The organism is Amycolatopsis jejuensis, assembly GCF_000717335.1.
Lineage (GTDB): Bacteria > Actinomycetota > Actinomycetes > Mycobacteriales > Pseudonocardiaceae > Amycolatopsis > Amycolatopsis jejuensis.
Genome location: NZ_JNYZ01000004.1, coordinates 380,387 through 395,141, shown reverse-complemented (window position 1 = coordinate 395,141; position 14,755 = coordinate 380,387). Strand labels below are relative to the sequence as shown.

Genomic DNA, 14,755 nt, shown 5'->3' with positions numbered 1-14,755 from the left:
TCCCCGCATGGAGCCCCGTTCGTGTTCACACCGCGGTAAAACCGCCATCCACGAGGATTTCCACCCCGGTCACGTACGACGATTCCCCTGACGCCAGGAACAGGATCACGTCCGCGACCTCCTGTACCTCGCCCGTCCGGCCCATCGGCACGCCCTCGACCTGCTTCGCCCGCCACACCGGATCCGCCGAACCGCGGGACGTGCGCATCGGCGGGAGCATGCCGGGTGCGACGGCGTTCACGCGAATACCGTCGGCGGCATAATGGACCGACGCCGTCGTCGTCATCGATTTGATCGCCGCCTTCGACGCGCCGTAACCCAGGTGGACGCCGAGCTGGCCGATCGACGCCGAGATCGACGTCAGGTTCACGATCGACCCGCCGCCGCTGCGCTTCATCGCTGCCGCGCCGTGTTTGATGCCCAGGAACACGCCGCGGGCGTTGACCTGCATGAGGCGGTCGTAGAACTCGGTGCTGGTGAGGTCCGGGTCGAAGGTGCCGCTGATCCCGGCGTTGTTCACGAGCACGTCGAGCCGCCCGTGCCGGTCGAGGAGGTCGGCGACGGCGGTGGTCCAGGACTGCTCATCGGTGACGTCAAGCCGCCGGTATTCCGCCTGCCCGCCGTTCGCGCGGATCTCCTCGGCGACCGCCGCGCCGTCGGTGTCCTCGATGTCGGCGACGATCACCGTCGCGCCTTCGCGGGCGAACGTGATCGCGGCCGCGCGGCCCATCCCGCTCGACGCGCCGGTGATCAGGGCGATCTTGTCGGCCAATCGCATGTGGTGCACCCTTTCGCTGGTACTGGGATGGTCAGTCTGCGCGCCCGAGCGCGCGCAGGGTAGTCCACCGGATTTCCTCCGCCACCACCTCGAGCGGCAGCAGTTCGAGCGCGTCGGAAACCGGCTCGACGCTCACCGGCGGCCACGCGCCGCACAGCTGCCGGATCCGCGAGAGGAACCCGGTGGTGTCGAGGGTCCCCCGGCCGGGGTAGGTACGCAGGTGCCGGGCCTCCCGGGCGAGCGCGACGCCCGGCCGGTCGACCACGTCGGACAGCTGCACCACCGCTACCCGGTCAGCGAGCTTTGCCGAGATCCGGCCGGGCGTCCATCCGGACCGGAAGAATTGCAGGATGTCCAGCACGATTGCGGCGTTGCCGGTGCCCGCATGCGTGACCAGGTCGAGCGCGGCAGCCGGATCGCGAACGACCGAGTACGGCATGAACTCCACCGCGACCGCCGTGTCCGGATGCCGTGCGCACAGCGCCGCGAACTCGTCCGCGACCCGCGGGAGCTCGCCACTGAACGCGGCCGTGTGCAGGCGGTCCGGCTTCAACACGCCGACGAGATCTTCGACCAGGCCGTTGGCGAACCGGACCGGGCCGTCGTCCCCGAGCCGGACCAGTTCCAGCTCGGCGACCGCCAGTCCGGCGTCCTCGATCCGCCGCGGCAGCTCCTCCGGTGCGATTCCGCGTTCCAGCGCCGACACGCATTGCCCCACGGTCAGCCCGATTCCCGGGAACGCACTCGTGCTCGCCGCGGCGAGGATCCGGTCGAATGGCCGGTCGCGGAAGCAGATTGCGCCCATCGTGAGCGGCACCGGCGTTGTCCGGTAAGGGAAAGGCACGGCAGCTCCTTACGCGTTGGTGAGCACGGGCGCCGGGTCCGAAGTGGACGCTCGACGGCTCTTGACGATTACCGCTGTAATGGCGATGGCCGCCGGGACGAGGAGCACCAGGAACACCTGACGGTACGACAGGCCCGCGGCGACCAGCACGGTACCCGCCGCTGCCCCGGCAATGGCGCCGAAGCGGGCGATTCCGGTGGCCCAGCTGGTGCCGGTGGCGCGGATCGAGGTGGGGTAGAAGTCCGCGGACAGGATGGGGAAGCCGGTTGCGACCGAGTTGGTGAACATGCCGAGGATGAAGATCAGCGTACCGATTGCGGCGACGTTGCGCGGGGCCAGCGCGACGAGCACCAGCAGCACCGCGGCGCACGCCATGCCGGTGGCGACTGTGCGGTGCAGGCCGAAGCGGTCCATCAGCCAGCCGATCCCGATGTTCCCGATGGTGCCGCCGACCTGCAGCAGCAGCCCGATCGTCGCGGCCGCGGCGAGCGAGAACCCGACGTCGGTCATGAGCAGCGGCAGCCAGCTGTTCATCAGGTACACGATGAAGAACGCGGCGAGGAACCCGGTCCAGATGGTCAGCGTGCCGAGGCGGAACCGGCGTGACACGAGTCCGGCGACGCGGATCCGGGAACCGGCGGCGGGTTCGTCGAGGCGGAACTGCGTGCCCTCGGGCAGTGGTTCCGGAACGATGCGGTTGACCAGCGCGCCGAGCTCGGACTGGCGATTTTCCTGCCGGGCAAGGAATTTCGGCGACTCCGGCAGCGCGACCACGAGCACGACCGAGTACAGCACCGGCAGCACGCCGCCCGCGATCAGGACCCAGTGCCAGCTCGAGATCTGGACCAGCGCGTTCGTGAGGTACCCGGCGAGCGCGCCGCCGAGCGTGTGCCCGCAGTAGGTGAGTGCCATCATTGCGCTGCGGCGGCGGGTCGGGGCGTATTCCGACACCAGCGTGGTCGCGTTCGGCATCGCCGCGCCGAGCCCGATTCCGGTGAGGACGCGCAGGATCGAGAACCACAGTACGTCCGTCGCGAGTGCGGTGAGTGCACTCATCAGGCCGAAGAAAATCACCGAGAGCAGGATGATCCGCCGTCGCCCGAACCGGTCCGCGAGTGGACCGGCGACGAGGGAACCGATGGCGAGGCCGAAGAGTCCGCTCGTGACGATCGGGCCGAGTTCGGCTTTCGTCAGTCCCCAGTCGGCCAGCAGCGACGGGCTGAGGAAGCTGACCATCGCGACGTCCATTCCGTCGAGAGTCAGCACCCCCAGGCACAGCAGCAGGACCCGGCGTTGCATGCGGCCGACCGGATGCCGGTCGATCAGCTGCTGCAAGTCGAGAGCGGGCATGGTTGTCCTCCGTTGGACAGGGCCGCGGATGCGGCTAAGCGGTGGGGGCGGTGCCGAGGAAAGCGTTGCGTAGCAACGTCTGGAGGGCATCGGTGGTGACCGGGCGCGGGTTCGCGTAGGGGGCGGCGAGCGCTTGATCGGCCACAGTGGACAGTCCAGTTTCGGGAAGTCCCAGTGCCTTCAGGGACATTTCCGCGCCCAGGCTGCGGGCGAGATCGTACAGGCGGGTGGCTGGGTCCGGGCCCAGGTTGAGAGCTGCGTGTGCGGCCGGGGAAGCAGGGAGGTTGAAGGCGAGGACGTGCGGGAGTACGGCGGTGTGCGTCTCGGCGTGTGGCAGGTCGAAGGTGCCGCCGAGGAGGTGACACAGCTTGTGGTGCAAGGACATCGTGGTGCTGCCGAGTGCGGTTCCGGCGAGCCAGGCACCGTACAGCGCGTCGGAGCGGGCGTCGAGGTCGCGCGGGTTTTCGACGATGCGAGGGAGCGCGCTGGCGATGGCGCGGACGGATTCCGCGGCGACCAGGGCGGTGATCGGGGAGCAATCGGGAGCATACAACGCTTCGGCGGAGTGGGCCAGTGCGTTCATTCCGCTCGTGACCGACAGCCCCGGTGGGAGTGAAACGGTCAGTTCCGGGTCGTAGATCACGGTGGTGGGTAAGACTTTTGGGTCGCGGCCGGTGGTCTTGTGGCCGTTGGCGGTCAGACCCCAGACTGGAGTCATCTCGGACCCGGCGTACGTCGTGGCGACGGCGATGATCGGGAGCCCGGTTTCCTTGGCGACGGCCTTGGCCAGCCCGACGGCCGAGCCGCCGCCGACCGAGAGACAACCGTCGGTACCCTCGCTCAGCGCAATGGCTTTCTCCGCGGTGGACACCGGAATGTGCATTACGGCGTGCGGATGCAGGACGGTGTTTGGCAGCGGCGCAGTCAGTTCGGCGGCGAGATCGGCTTGTCCGGGTGCGCAGACGACCAGGAGTCGTTTCACGCCAAGGCGTTCGACCTCTTCGGCAAGCTGATGCCGGGTGCCGGCACCGAAGACAACGCGGCCGGGTCTGGTTTCGTGGACGAATTTCATTGCCGCGTGTCCAGGACGATATCGAATTCGATGAGCCGGAACGGGTTTTCCGTGCCGTAATGCGTGGCCAGCTTCACGTCGTCGACGTCGGTGACCGGCCGGATGAGCGATTCCTTCACGCCGAACACGGCGTCCGAATCCAGATACGGGCTTCCTTCGACGAAAACGTGCGTGGTCACCGGGAAATGACCTTCGGCACCGGCGATCACGTGAATGTGCGCGGGCCGGTTGGGATGGCGTCCGGTGGCGTTCAGCAGGGTGCCGACCGGGCCGTCGTCGGGAATCGGGTAATAGCGCGGAACGACCGTCCGCAGCCAAAACCGGCCCTCTGTGTCGGTGGTGAAAAGGCCGCGAAGATTGCGTTCCGGCTGGAGATCCGGTTGCTGGACGTCGTAGAAGCCCGCGCCGTTGGCCTGCCAGACGTCGACCTGCGCGCCGGGTAACGGCGTCCCGTCGGCAGAGCGGACCCGGCCCGCGAATACGCACGCATCGCCGAGACCGTCGAGGGAAATGTCGTCTCCCAGTTCCCGCGGTGGGGAATCGACCAGATGGAACGGGCCGAGCACGGTCGAATCGGTCGAATCGGCCTGGGCTCGGTGATTGATCGCGTCGACCAGCATCGACACTCCAAGCACGTCGGACAGCAACACGAATTCCTGCCGGGTGTCATCGCATTTGTGCCCGACGGCGGTGAGGAAGTCGATTGCGTGCTGCCACTCGGTTTCGGTGAGTTCGACGTCTTTCACGAACGCATGCAGGTGTGAAACGAGACTGGTCAGTACCTGCTTCAGCCGCGGATCCGTGGTATCGGCGAAACTACCGGCGACGATTTCGGCCGAGCGTTCCTCGGAAAAACTGGCGGTCACCGGGACTCCTCGAGATTGGTTTTCCACGCGGCCGCCGTACTTCCCGTGCGGCGGAGCGTTTCCTCCGCGGCGGCGAAGGCCAGCCGGGCGGCTTCTTCCGCGGGCCGGGCGTCGAGGTCGTCGGAGAACACCTCGACCGACATCGGCAACGGTCGCGCAACTTCGCGCAAGGCGGCAAGCGCCGCGGCCGTGTCGCCCGCCCCTTGACCGGGCAGTTGCCTGCGGTGCCTGGCCTCGTCGGCGAGGTCCGGGCCCGGTTCGGGAAGGACGTCGCACAGCTGCACGGACGTGATCGCCGAGACCTCGGCCAGGTCGGCGACCTGCGCCCCGGAACGGAACCAATGCCACAGATCGACGATCACTCCGGCGTTCGGCCGGTCCGCGGCGGACACGACCTGCCATGCCTCGCCGAGCGTCCGGACGTGGCTGTAGGGCAGGAACTCGAACCCCACCAGCAGACCGTGCCCGGCCGCCCGGTCGCACAGCTCACCGAATGGCCGTACCAGGTCTTCGAGCGGATGCTCGCTGAACATCGGGACGTTGAGCTGGCGGACGCCGATCCGGTCGGCAAAGCGGAACATCGCCTGCTCGGCGGGGTCTTCGACCGTCCAGTCCCACGTGTGCTCCAGTTCGAGCACCCGCATCCCGTGCCGGTCGAGCAGGTCGCGGATCGCTTCGTCGGGCAGTTCGGCGCCGAGGTAGTCGGACACGCGCAGGCCGAGCCCGGTGAACCCGGCGGCGGCCGCGGCCGACACCCTGGTCGGCAGGTCGGCGAACCGGAGCGTGTTCGCGCTGCAGGTCAGGTCGGGCATGTCAGCCGACCTCGCCCGCGGTGGCCGACCCGGCGAGCCACTTCGCGCCCTCGTCGTACAGCCGCTGCACGGCCTCGCCGGTGAGGCCCGGGAGGTCGAGCTTGACCGTGAACCCGGCCTTGGTCTGCAGGTAACCGAGGTGGCGGTAGCCGATCGGGAAACGGGCCAGCAGCGCCGGGTCGAGCTCGAGGCGGGCGGCCGGGTCGACCGGGTCGAGCCGGTCCTTCTCGTAGATCGGCTGGCGGCGCACGATCGTCCAGCGGCCGTCGCGGCGGTGGCAGAAATCGTAGAACCGGCCGGTGCACACGACGTCGACCTCGACCCCGTCGACCTCGGCGCGCTGGTTGATGGTCATCTTGGTCTGCGCGATCGCGCGGTCGCCCGCGAGGTCGGCGGAGTGGCCGCCGAGGAAGTGCAGGATGCTCACGCCGCGTTCGAACCCGTCGCGGCTCACCGCGATGAAGTCCTTGGCGGGGCCCTGGAACCAGGTCGCGGTCATCCAGCCGGCGTCCTCGTCCCAGACGCGCGCGAACCGGTCCCAGTCGCCGGCGTCGCGCCACACCGCCCAGTTGTCGACGAGCTCGCGCAGGGCTTCGCGGTCGGTCTGCACTTCAGGATCCTCCTTGATGTTCACGGAATGTGCGGCGCGAGATGGGTCCCGGCCGTGACGTGGATGACTTCGCCGGTGATGGCGCGGGCGCGGTCGGACAGCAGGAACGCGACCGCGTTCGCCACGTCCACCGGTTCCACCAACCGGCCGATCGGGGACGCGGCGGCAAAACGTTCCCCATAGGAATCGCCTTTCACCGCACTCAGCGGAGTGCGCACGAAACTCGGCGCGACCACATTTGCGGTGACCCCGAGTGCGCCCAGCTCACGGCAGGCGGTGCGGGTCAGCCCGACGAGCGCTGCTTTCGACGCCGCGTACGACGCCGAGGTAGCCCCGCCGAGCCAGGTGCGCGAGCCGACCGACACCACCCGGCCGCTGCCCTGGTTCCGCCACTGCGGGATGCAATGCTTGATCATCAGCGCCGGTCCGGCGAGGTTGACGGCCAGAGTTGCTTGCCAGGTAATGGTTTCCAGGTCGGCCATCGTGTGCTGCAGCTCGATCCCGGCGTTGTTGACGAGCCCGTCGATCCGGCCCCAGGCCGCCACGACCTGGTCGACGGCCGTGCGGACCGAGTCCTCGTCGGTGACGTCGGCCTCGACCCCGAGCGCCTGGTCGCCGAACCGGGCCGCGGCTTCCGGCGCGCCGCGCCGGTCGAGCAACGCGACGCGGAATCCGTCGGCGAGCAGGACTTCGGCGATCGCTGTGCCCATTCCGCCCGCGCCACCGGTCACGATTGCCACGCTCATACGAACTCGAGAATGGTGCGGGCGAGGGCGTCCGGCATGGAGAGCATCGGGGAGTGACTCGATTTCAGTTCGCTTTGCGAATCGAGCCGCGCAGCCATTTTCCGTTGTACATCGGGGGTGCATGCACGGTCGAGTGTGCATACGACGAAATGCGACGGAACCGTTTGCCAGGCAGCTTGGGTGACTTCGGTGTTGCGGACACTGGCGTGCTCTGGGGTAAGCCGGTCGGCGGGATCTTCCGAACAGTCATGATAGAAGGCGTTTCGCGCGGTTTCCGGGGCGATGACAAGGTATTCGCCGTCGCTGACGATGTCGTCCGCGCCTGCTTCCGACCCTGCTTCAGCGTCGTTGATCGAAGCGACCGATTCCCCTGGTAGCAAAGCAAATGCACCCACGAAAATCATTCCGCGGACATTCGGCGCAGCCCCGGCTTGAGTGAGTACTGCGCCGCCATAAGAATGTCCGACGAGCACGACGTCACCGGGGATTTCGGCGAGCGTGCGGGCGAGATGGTCGCAATGGCCCCGAAAAGTGACGTCACCCGGGGCGCGGTCCTTGCCCGGCAAGGTGACCTGGACGGTCGGGTGATCTTCCAGCAGCGGTACCAACTGGTCCCACGCCCAGCCGCCGTGCCACATTCCGTGCACCAGCACGATGGTCGGCTTTCCGGTCATGGCGCGATCCTTTCCTTCAACCTGGCATCCAGCAGATTCGCCGATGGTTCCTTGAGCAGGTACGTGAGGCCGATGCCGACGACGTAGCAGGCGGAAATCACCCAGACCGTGCCCTCGACCCCGATCGGCGCGACGAGCCCGGCCACCACCGGCCCGGCGAACTGGCTCACCCCCGCGCCCAGGTTCAGGATCGCGACCGCACTGCCGACCCGGTGCGGCGCGAGCGACGGCATGATCGCCGAAAGCGGAACGAAGGCCGACAACGCCGCGCCCCATACGACGCCGACGGCGAGCACCGCCCAGAAGTTCGGACCGGCCAGCTTCGGGACGTAATACAGCGCGGGCACGGTGATCGCGCACAGCAGCCCGCCGAACCACGCCACCGTGCGGACGCGGCCGAACCGGTCGCCGATGTAGCCGAACAGGATGTTGGCCAGCACGTTCACCAGCAACATCGTGCCCCAGACGGTCTGCCATTCCGAAGTGGACAGTCCGACCTCGCGGACCATGTGCGTGGTCATGAAGACGACGAAGGCGTAGAAGCTCAGGGTGTTGATCACCCGGACGACGCCGCCGATGCCCACCCGCGGGCGTTCCGCGACGACGGTGAACGCGCCGAGCATCGAACGCAGGCTGCCGCGCAGGTCCGCCGACTCCTTCCGGCGGCCCTTCACCAGCAACAGGACCATCAGCCCGCCTGCGGCGATGAACGCGAGTGACGACGCGAGTGTCGCGAACTCGCCGATCAGCGGGATGACCGCGCCGGCGTAGTACGAGCCCAGCACGCCGAGCCCGAGGACGGAGAAGAACCAGTACCAGCCGACGGCCTTGCCGAGCACCGCGCCGGGCGTGTCCATCGCGACCCAGACGAGGAAGCCGTAGGCGAAGAGCGGGTATCCGAGGCCGCGGACGCCGAAGCCGGCCAGCATGAGCGGGAAGTCGCCGCGGGCCAGCGCGAAGAGGAACACCACCTCGAAGACGACCCAGAGCGTGAACCCGGCGAGCATCACCCGGCGCGGGCCGAACGCCTCGGCAAGCGCGCCGGACAGCCACGCGGCCACCGCCACGACGAGCCCGTAAACGCTCCAGAGCAGGGAGCTCTGCCCGGTGCCGAACCCGCGTTCGGCCAGGTAGGGTGACAGAAAACCGGCTTCGATGCCGTCGCCGACCATGAAGAGCGTGAGCGCGACGAAGCCCCAGCGCAGGTGGGGGACGAGCCCTTGGCGCGTCCAGAAACCGGCGTTCACCGGGATGTCCACACAGTGGCAACAGAGATATGGGGAGTCAGCACCGGGAGAACCTCCTTGTTCCGGGTTGCTGACGGCGATCCTGCGGCTCGTGCGGGGTCGTTCGCCAGCGTTCATTGCCATCCAGTGGCAACGCTGGCAAGCTCGTGATCCTGGACGCGGGGAAGGTGGGGATGTGGCTGGACGGACGAACACCCCAGGTCAGACGGTCTCGCGGCGGCTGTTGACGGTTCTCGATTGCTTCGACGTCGCGCACCCGGCGCTGTCGCTCACCGACGTCGCCACGCGCAGCGGCCTGCCGATCTCGACGGCGCGGCGGCTCATCGGTGAGCTGCGGGCGTGGGGCGGCCTGGAGCGGCTGGAGGACGGCCGGTACCGCATCGGCATGCGGCTGTGGACCATCGGCACGCTCGCGCCGCAGCAGCGCGGGCTGCGGGAGGCGGCGCTGCCGTACATGCACGATCTTTTCCAGGCCACGCAAGAAAACATCCAGCTGACCGTGCTGGAGGGCACCGAGGCGCTGTGCGTAGAAAAGATCTCCAGCGACCGTGCGGTACCCACGCAGACGCACATCGGCGGACGGCTGCCGCTGCATGCGACCGGCGTCGGCAAGGCGATCCTGGCGTTCTCCGGGAAGGGCCTGCTGACCACGGTCGCGGCAGGCGGGCTGTCCCGGATGACCCCGCACACGATCACCCAGCCCGGGCGGCTCGCGTCGGCTCTCGCGGAGGTCCGCCGGTCCGGGGTGGCGTATTCGTACGAGGAGATGACCCTGGGTGCGGTTTCGGTGGCCGCGCCGATCCTCACGCTGGACGGCGGGGTGCGCGCGGCGCTGGGCATCGTCGCGCATTCCCGGGCCGCGGTGGACCGGCTGGCCCCCGCCGTGCGGACGGCCGCGCTGGGGATCGCGCGGTCGACCAGGTGAGGGTCGGGCCGGGTTGGCCGAGGCGGAGGGTCGGGCCGGTTCGGCTGAGATGGCGGGTCGGGCTGGTTCGGCCGAGATGGCGGGTCGGGCTGGTTCGGGCGAGGGTCAGGCGAGCTCGGCCGACACGACCGACGGCAGGTCGCGCAGGCAGCCGAGCAGGCCGTCGAGGGCGTCGGGCGCGACCAGGACCGTGCAGACCATGCTGGCTTCCCGGACGCCTTCGCGGACGTCGACGGACAGCTCGTGGACCAGGCGGCCGTGCTGGGTCAGTGCGCTGACCAGGCCGGGGATCTGGTCGATGCCGCCGACGAAGTACGTCGCAATCCGGCGGCGGACCAGCATGGCCGGGGTGGGGGTGTAGAAGGTACTGGAAGACATGGCGCTTCTCCGGAAATCTGGCGGTTTCGTGGAAGGGCCAGGTCCCGAAGGGGAGTCACGGCATACGCCGGCATCGCGCGCCGGCAGCCTGGTTCAGCCGGCGCGCTGGGTTACGAGTCGCTCGGACGTCAGGATGCGCAGCACGGCGTCAGGTTAACACGTCACCGCGGGTAGTCAACCCGGTCGTCCACAGTGGACCTGCGATACCCGGGCAAGGCGCCGGACCCGCGGTACCCTGCCGGGACTGCGTTCACGCGAGACTGGGGAGTCCACATGTCCACCACCCACCACCTGGCCACCGACGGCGCCGACATCGTCTACGACGTACACGGCCGCCCCCTCGCCGACGGCCTGCGGCCGCTCGTGCTGATCGGCCAGCCGATGGACGCAAGCGGGTTCAGCACGCTCGTCGGGTACCTCGAGGACCGCACGGTGGTCACGTACGACCCGCGCGGCCTTGGCCGCAGCACCCGCAGTGACGGCCGCACCGACCACACCCCCGAGGTCCAAGCCGAGGACGTACACGCGGTGATCGAGGCGCTCGGCTCCGGCCCGGTCGACCTGTTCGGCAGCAGCGGCGGCGCAGTCACCGCCCTCGCGCTGGTAGCGGCACACCCGAACGACGTGGTCACCCTGATCGCGCACGAGCCGCCCACCATCCCGGTCCTGCCCGACGCAGCAGCCGCCGAACGAGCCCGCAACTCACTCACCGACGTCTACCGAGCCCGCGGCTGGGGCGCGGCCATGGCGGGATTCATCGTGCAGACCGGCTGGCAAGGCGAATTCACCGACGAATACTTCGCCCAACCCCCCGCCGACCCAGCACAATTCGGCATGCCGACAGAAGACGACGGAAAACGCGACGACCCACTCCTGTCGGACCGGTCGTGGGCAATCAGCAGCTACCACCCGAACGTCGAGGCACTCAAGGCCGCTCCAACCCGCACGCTGATCGCAGTAGGCGAGGAAACCGGCGACACCTTCACCGGCCGCACCGCCCGCGCAGTAGCCGCCCTGCTAGGCCAGGAAGCAACAGTCTTCCCCAGCCACCACGGCGGCTTCATGGGCGGCGAACACGGCTACGCCGGAAAACCGGAAGCCTTCGCCACCCGCCTACGTGAGGTACTGGGGTGACGTCCGTGAAGGGAACCATCACGGAATCTAATTCCCTCATGGTTCCCTTCACGGACTTCCCCCACCGCCCAAGCCGCACGCGCGAACCCCACGAAACCCGGGCAGCCAGCCCCCGCCCTGCACCCCGATACGAAGCCAAAACACGGTCTGAGGGTGGTTGTCAAGGCATCTTTCCCGCCTTGACAACCACCCTCAGACCGTAGTCACGGTCCCGGCTTCGGGGTGCCCCACCAGTCACCCCGCAACAGGAACCGGCGTTGCACGGACAGGCAACACCTCTGCCCGCGCCGACAACACAGCCCCCGCCTCACACCGGCACACTGAGGACCCCCACCCCCCACCGGAGGTCCAAGATGACACAGTCACCCCCCGGCCTCCGCCCCAACGCCCTAGGTACCGGCGGCATCGCCTTTCTGGTCCTGGCCGCAGTAGCCCCGCTAACCGGAATGGTGGTAATCGCCGGTCTGGGAATAGCGCTTGGTAACGGCGGCGGAATGCCAGCAGCATTCCTCCTGGCCGGACTAGTACTCCTCCTCTTCGGCATAGGCTACGCACGAATGAGCCGCTACGTCTCCAACGCAGGCGGCTTCTACACCTACCTCACCATCGCCCTAGGCCGCCCAACCGGCCTTTCCGGCGCATTCATCGCCCTGGCCGGATACAACTGCTTCGTAGCCGGAGCAGTAGGCACCTCAGGCGCATTGACGTCCGGCGTCTTCAACACCGTCTTCCACCTGAACCTACCCTGGGAATTCTGGTCAGCATTATCAGTGCTGGCAGTATTCCTGCTGAGCCGCCGAGGAGTAGACGTCTCGGCAAAAGTCCTGGCCGTCTCCCTCATCCTGGAAGTAAGCATCCTCGCAGTATTCGACGTAGCAGTACTGGCAAAATCAGGCTACCAATTCACTGCATTCTCCCCGGCAATAGTAGCCTCCGGCTCAATCGGCCTAGGACTACTATTCGCCGCAACATGTTTCATCGGCTTCGAAGCAACAGCACTCTTCAGCGAGGAAGCCCGAGACCCCAACCGCTCAGTACCCCGGGCAACATACATCGCCGTAATAGCCATCGGCATCTTCGCCGCCATTACCTCCCTGGCCCTGGTAAGCGCAATCGGCGTCGAGAACGCAAAAAGCATCGCCCAAGACCACCTGGCAACCGGCGACCTCCTCCTGGCCACCTCGCAAAACGTCCTGGGCACCGCACTCACCGACATAATGCAACTGCTCCTGGTCGTAAGCCTATTCGCCGCCCTATTGGCCCTCCACAACTCCGCAAGCCGCTACATCTACGCCCTGGCCCGCGACGGTGTGCTGCCAAAAGCCTTGGCCCGCACAGTTTCCGGCACTCCCCGCAACGCGAGCGCCGCACAACTCGGCTTCGCCACGGTAGTCGCCGCAATTTTCGCAGTGCTGGGTCTGGACCCGGTAGCCTTCCTGACCGCGTCGATGACCGGCTTCGGCACCCTCGCGATCCTGGTCCTGCAGGCAATGGCATCGGTCGCCGTGGTGGTCTTCTTCCGAAGAAGGCGCGACCCGCATTGGTGGAGCACCTGCATCGCGCCCGGCCTCGGCGGCCTCGGACTGCTGGTGGTGATCGTGCTCGCCGTACAGAACTTCCCGACGATGGCCGGTTCCGACGCAGCCTGGATCGCCCTGCTGCCATGGCTTCTGCCGGTCCTGATCGTGGTCGGCATCGCAGTCGCCGCGTACCTGCGCCGCCGTCGGCCGGAGACCTACGCCGCGCTGGCCCCTCGCCAGTGGCAATCGCCCCAGGTCCGTGAAGGGAACCATGAGGGAATCTGATTCCGTGAAGGTTCCCTTCACGGACTTCGGGGCTGCTAACCCCGGGGCAGCCGGGCTTGCCGGGTGGACAGGAATGCCCGTTCGGTTTCGTTGGTGGCCAAGGTGATTGCGTCGCCGTAAGCCGCGATCGCCTCCGCCGGACGGTCCAGCCGGGCGAGCAGGTCGGCGCGGGTGGCGGGCAGCAGGTGGTAGCCCGGCAGGTCCAGGGTGTCGACGATGGCCAGCGCCGCCGCCGGACCGTGTACCTCGGCCACGGCGACCGCGCGGTTGAGCGCGACGATCGGCGTCGGGCGGAGGTGCAGGAGTTGGTCGTAAAGGGCCAGCACCTGCGTCCAGTCGGTGGCCGGTCCGTCCGTGTGCACGGCGTTGATCGCGGCCTGCAGCTGGTACGGCCCCGGCTGACCGCGTCGCAGACATTCCCGCACGAGCTCATGCCCCTCGGCGATCAGGTCCGGGTTCCACAATGACCGGTCCTGCTCGGCGAGCACCACCAGCTCACCCGAAGGTCCCACGCGCGCCGGGCGGCGGGCCTCGGTGAGCAGGAGCAACGCGAGCAGGCCGAGCACCTCCGGCTCGCCGGGCATCAGCTCGGCGAGCGCACGGGCCAGCCGGACGGCCTCCTGGCACAGATCCGTCCGCACCAGCTCGCCGGACGTCGCCGTGTAACCCTCGTTGAACACCAGGTACAGCACGGTCAGCACGGGTGCCAGCCGATCCGGGAGCTCGGCAGCTTCGGGGACGCGGTACGGGATCCCGGCGTCGCGGATCTTCTTCTTCGCCCGCACGATCCGCTGGGCGACGGTGGTTTCCGGCACCAGGTACGCCCGCGCGATCTCGGCCACCTCCAGCCCGCCGAGCAGCCGCAGGGTGAGCGCGGTCTGGGCGAGCGCCGACAACGCCGGGTGACAGCAGGTGAAGATCAGGCGGAGCTGGTCGTCGCGCACCGGTCCGGCTTCCGCGGGTTCGCCGGGCTGCTGCAGCAGGAGCGCTTGCGCGTGGCGGGCTTCGCGGGTGGACTCCCGGCGCAGGCGGTCGATCGCCCGGTTGCGCGCGGTCGTGACGATCCACGCACCCGGGTTCGGCGGCGGCTCGTCCCACTTCCGGAGTGCGACGGCGAACGCGTCCTGCACGGCTTCCTCGGCGAGCCCGATGTCGCCGAGCATCCGGGTGAGGGTGGCCACGCACCGGCCGTATTCGTCCCGGTAGATGCGGTCGAGGTCCATCCGGCCCCAGCTCCTTCCGGCTACGAATGCGGGCACCCCCATTCGACACCAGCGCGTTCAGCCTTTCGTCTTCGCCCGGTCGAAGGCCCACCCGGCGAGCCCCATCCCGGCCAGAGCCAGCACCAGCAGCACCACCAGCTGCCCGGCCCAGCCACCCGGTACCCAGCCGAAAATGCCCCAGAGCTGGGCGTCGTCGCGGTCGAAGAAGCTGCGGATCACGGCCTGCGCGGACACGATCGTGATCACCATGCCCGCCGCCTGCACCGCTCCGTAGGCACCTTTGCTCATCAT

General features: G+C 68.2%; 16 protein-coding genes. 3 read left to right on the top strand and 13 right to left on the bottom strand.

Going from position 1 to position 14,755, the window contains the following annotated elements:
• Positions 1-25: 25 nt before the first annotated feature.
• From OO71_RS06470 to OO71_RS06425, 10 genes are read right to left on the bottom strand one after another with little or no spacing between them, the layout of a single operon-like run.
• Positions 26-778: an SDR family NAD(P)-dependent oxidoreductase gene (locus tag OO71_RS06470; protein ID WP_033288656.1), complete on the bottom strand. Its 753-nt coding sequence runs from the start codon at positions 776-778 to the stop codon at positions 26-28.
• Positions 779-809: 31 nt separating this feature from the next.
• Complete coding sequence (locus OO71_RS06465; protein ID WP_156096198.1) at positions 810-1,622, bottom strand: sugar phosphate isomerase/epimerase family protein; 813 nt, start codon at positions 1,620-1,622, stop codon at positions 810-812.
• Between the two features lie 9 nt (positions 1,623-1,631).
• On the bottom strand, positions 1,632-2,972 hold the full coding sequence (locus OO71_RS06460) for an MFS transporter (RefSeq protein WP_033288655.1): 1,341 nt from the start codon (positions 2,970-2,972) through the stop codon (positions 1,632-1,634).
• 34 nt (positions 2,973-3,006) lie between these two features.
• The gene (locus OO71_RS06455; RefSeq protein WP_033288654.1) at positions 3,007-4,044 is read right to left on the bottom strand and encodes a maleylacetate reductase; all 1,038 of its coding nucleotides are present in this window, start codon (positions 4,042-4,044) and stop codon (positions 3,007-3,009) included.
• Positions 4,041-4,910: a dioxygenase family protein gene (locus OO71_RS06450; RefSeq protein ID WP_033288653.1), complete on the bottom strand. Its 870-nt coding sequence runs from the start codon at positions 4,908-4,910 to the stop codon at positions 4,041-4,043. Before OO71_RS06450 ends, OO71_RS06455 begins: the two co-directional genes overlap by 4 nt.
• Complete coding sequence (locus tag OO71_RS06445; RefSeq protein ID WP_051791111.1) at positions 4,907-5,722, bottom strand: sugar phosphate isomerase/epimerase family protein; 816 nt, start codon at positions 5,720-5,722, stop codon at positions 4,907-4,909. The genes OO71_RS06450 and OO71_RS06445 overlap by 4 nt, the downstream gene beginning before the upstream one ends.
• 1 nt (position 5,723) lies before the next feature.
• On the bottom strand, positions 5,724-6,332 hold the full coding sequence (locus tag OO71_RS06440) for a nuclear transport factor 2 family protein (RefSeq protein WP_211260446.1): 609 nt from the start codon (positions 6,330-6,332) through the stop codon (positions 5,724-5,726).
• A gap of 20 nt (positions 6,333-6,352) precedes the next feature.
• The gene (locus OO71_RS06435) at positions 6,353-7,078 is read right to left on the bottom strand and encodes an SDR family NAD(P)-dependent oxidoreductase (protein ID WP_033288652.1); all 726 of its coding nucleotides are present in this window, start codon (positions 7,076-7,078) and stop codon (positions 6,353-6,355) included.
• Positions 7,075-7,752, bottom strand: a complete 678-nt coding sequence (locus OO71_RS06430; protein ID WP_051791109.1) for an alpha/beta fold hydrolase — start codon at positions 7,750-7,752, stop codon at positions 7,075-7,077. Before OO71_RS06430 ends, OO71_RS06435 begins: the two co-directional genes overlap by 4 nt.
• Positions 7,749-8,999 carry an MFS transporter gene (locus tag OO71_RS06425; protein WP_245633582.1) on the bottom strand — a complete coding sequence of 417 codons (1,251 nt, stop codon included), beginning with the start codon at positions 8,997-8,999 and terminating at the stop codon, positions 7,749-7,751. Before OO71_RS06425 ends, OO71_RS06430 begins: the two co-directional genes overlap by 4 nt.
• A gap of 175 nt (positions 9,000-9,174) precedes the next feature.
• Here OO71_RS06425 and OO71_RS06420 point away from each other — a divergent pair, with 175 nt between their 5' ends.
• A complete protein-coding gene (locus tag OO71_RS06420) occupies positions 9,175-9,924 on the top strand; it encodes an IclR family transcriptional regulator (protein ID WP_033288650.1) in 750 nt (249 codons plus the stop codon).
• 105 nt (positions 9,925-10,029) lie between these two features.
• On the opposite strand, the gene OO71_RS06415 is transcribed toward OO71_RS06420, so the two are convergent.
• Complete coding sequence (locus tag OO71_RS06415) at positions 10,030-10,302, bottom strand: hypothetical protein (RefSeq protein ID WP_033288649.1); 273 nt, start codon at positions 10,300-10,302, stop codon at positions 10,030-10,032.
• A 273-nt stretch (positions 10,303-10,575) separates the two neighbouring features.
• Here OO71_RS06415 and OO71_RS06410 point away from each other — a divergent pair, with 273 nt between their 5' ends.
• A complete protein-coding gene (locus OO71_RS06410; protein WP_033288648.1) occupies positions 10,576-11,436 on the top strand; it encodes an alpha/beta fold hydrolase in 861 nt (286 codons plus the stop codon).
• 353 nt (positions 11,437-11,789) lie between these two features.
• The gene (locus OO71_RS06405) at positions 11,790-13,241 is read left to right on the top strand and encodes an APC family permease (protein WP_033288647.1); all 1,452 of its coding nucleotides are present in this window, start codon (positions 11,790-11,792) and stop codon (positions 13,239-13,241) included.
• A gap of 35 nt (positions 13,242-13,276) precedes the next feature.
• Here OO71_RS06405 and OO71_RS06400 read toward each other — a convergent pair whose 3' ends face one another.
• Both OO71_RS06400 and OO71_RS06395 read right to left on the bottom strand, forming a co-directional pair.
• Positions 13,277-14,464 (bottom strand): RNA polymerase sigma factor, encoded by a 1,188-nt coding sequence (locus OO71_RS06400; protein ID WP_033288646.1) that lies wholly within the window; start codon positions 14,462-14,464, stop codon positions 13,277-13,279.
• 57 nt (positions 14,465-14,521) lie between these two features.
• The gene (locus OO71_RS06395; protein WP_033288769.1) at positions 14,522-14,752 is read right to left on the bottom strand and encodes a hypothetical protein; all 231 of its coding nucleotides are present in this window, start codon (positions 14,750-14,752) and stop codon (positions 14,522-14,524) included.
• Positions 14,753-14,755: the final 3 nt, after the last annotated feature.

Coding starts and splice junctions, on each gene's coding strand:
- OO71_RS06470 (WP_033288656.1), bottom strand. CDS start 778: ATGCGATTGGCCGACAAGATCGCCCTGATCACCGGCGCGTCGAGCGGG.
- OO71_RS06460 (WP_033288655.1), bottom strand. CDS start 2,972: ATGCCCGCTCTCGACTTGCAGCAGCTGATCGACCGGCATCCGGTCGGC.
- OO71_RS06455 (WP_033288654.1), bottom strand. CDS start 4,044: ATGAAATTCGTCCACGAAACCAGACCCGGCCGCGTTGTCTTCGGTGCC.
- OO71_RS06445 (WP_051791111.1), bottom strand. CDS start 5,722: ATGCCCGACCTGACCTGCAGCGCGAACACGCTCCGGTTCGCCGACCTG.
- OO71_RS06435 (WP_033288652.1), bottom strand. CDS start 7,078: ATGAGCGTGGCAATCGTGACCGGTGGCGCGGGCGGAATGGGCACAGCG.
- OO71_RS06430 (WP_051791109.1), bottom strand. CDS start 7,752: ATGACCGGAAAGCCGACCATCGTGCTGGTGCACGGAATGTGGCACGGC.
- OO71_RS06415 (WP_033288649.1), bottom strand. CDS start 10,302: ATGTCTTCCAGTACCTTCTACACCCCCACCCCGGCCATGCTGGTCCGC.
- OO71_RS06410 (WP_033288648.1), top strand. CDS start 10,576: ATGTCCACCACCCACCACCTGGCCACCGACGGCGCCGACATCGTCTAC.
- OO71_RS06405 (WP_033288647.1), top strand. CDS start 11,790: ATGACACAGTCACCCCCCGGCCTCCGCCCCAACGCCCTAGGTACCGGC.
- OO71_RS06400 (WP_033288646.1), bottom strand. CDS start 14,464: ATGGACCTCGACCGCATCTACCGGGACGAATACGGCCGGTGCGTGGCC.
- OO71_RS06395 (WP_033288769.1), bottom strand. CDS start 14,752: ATGAGCAAAGGTGCCTACGGAGCGGTGCAGGCGGCGGGCATGGTGATC.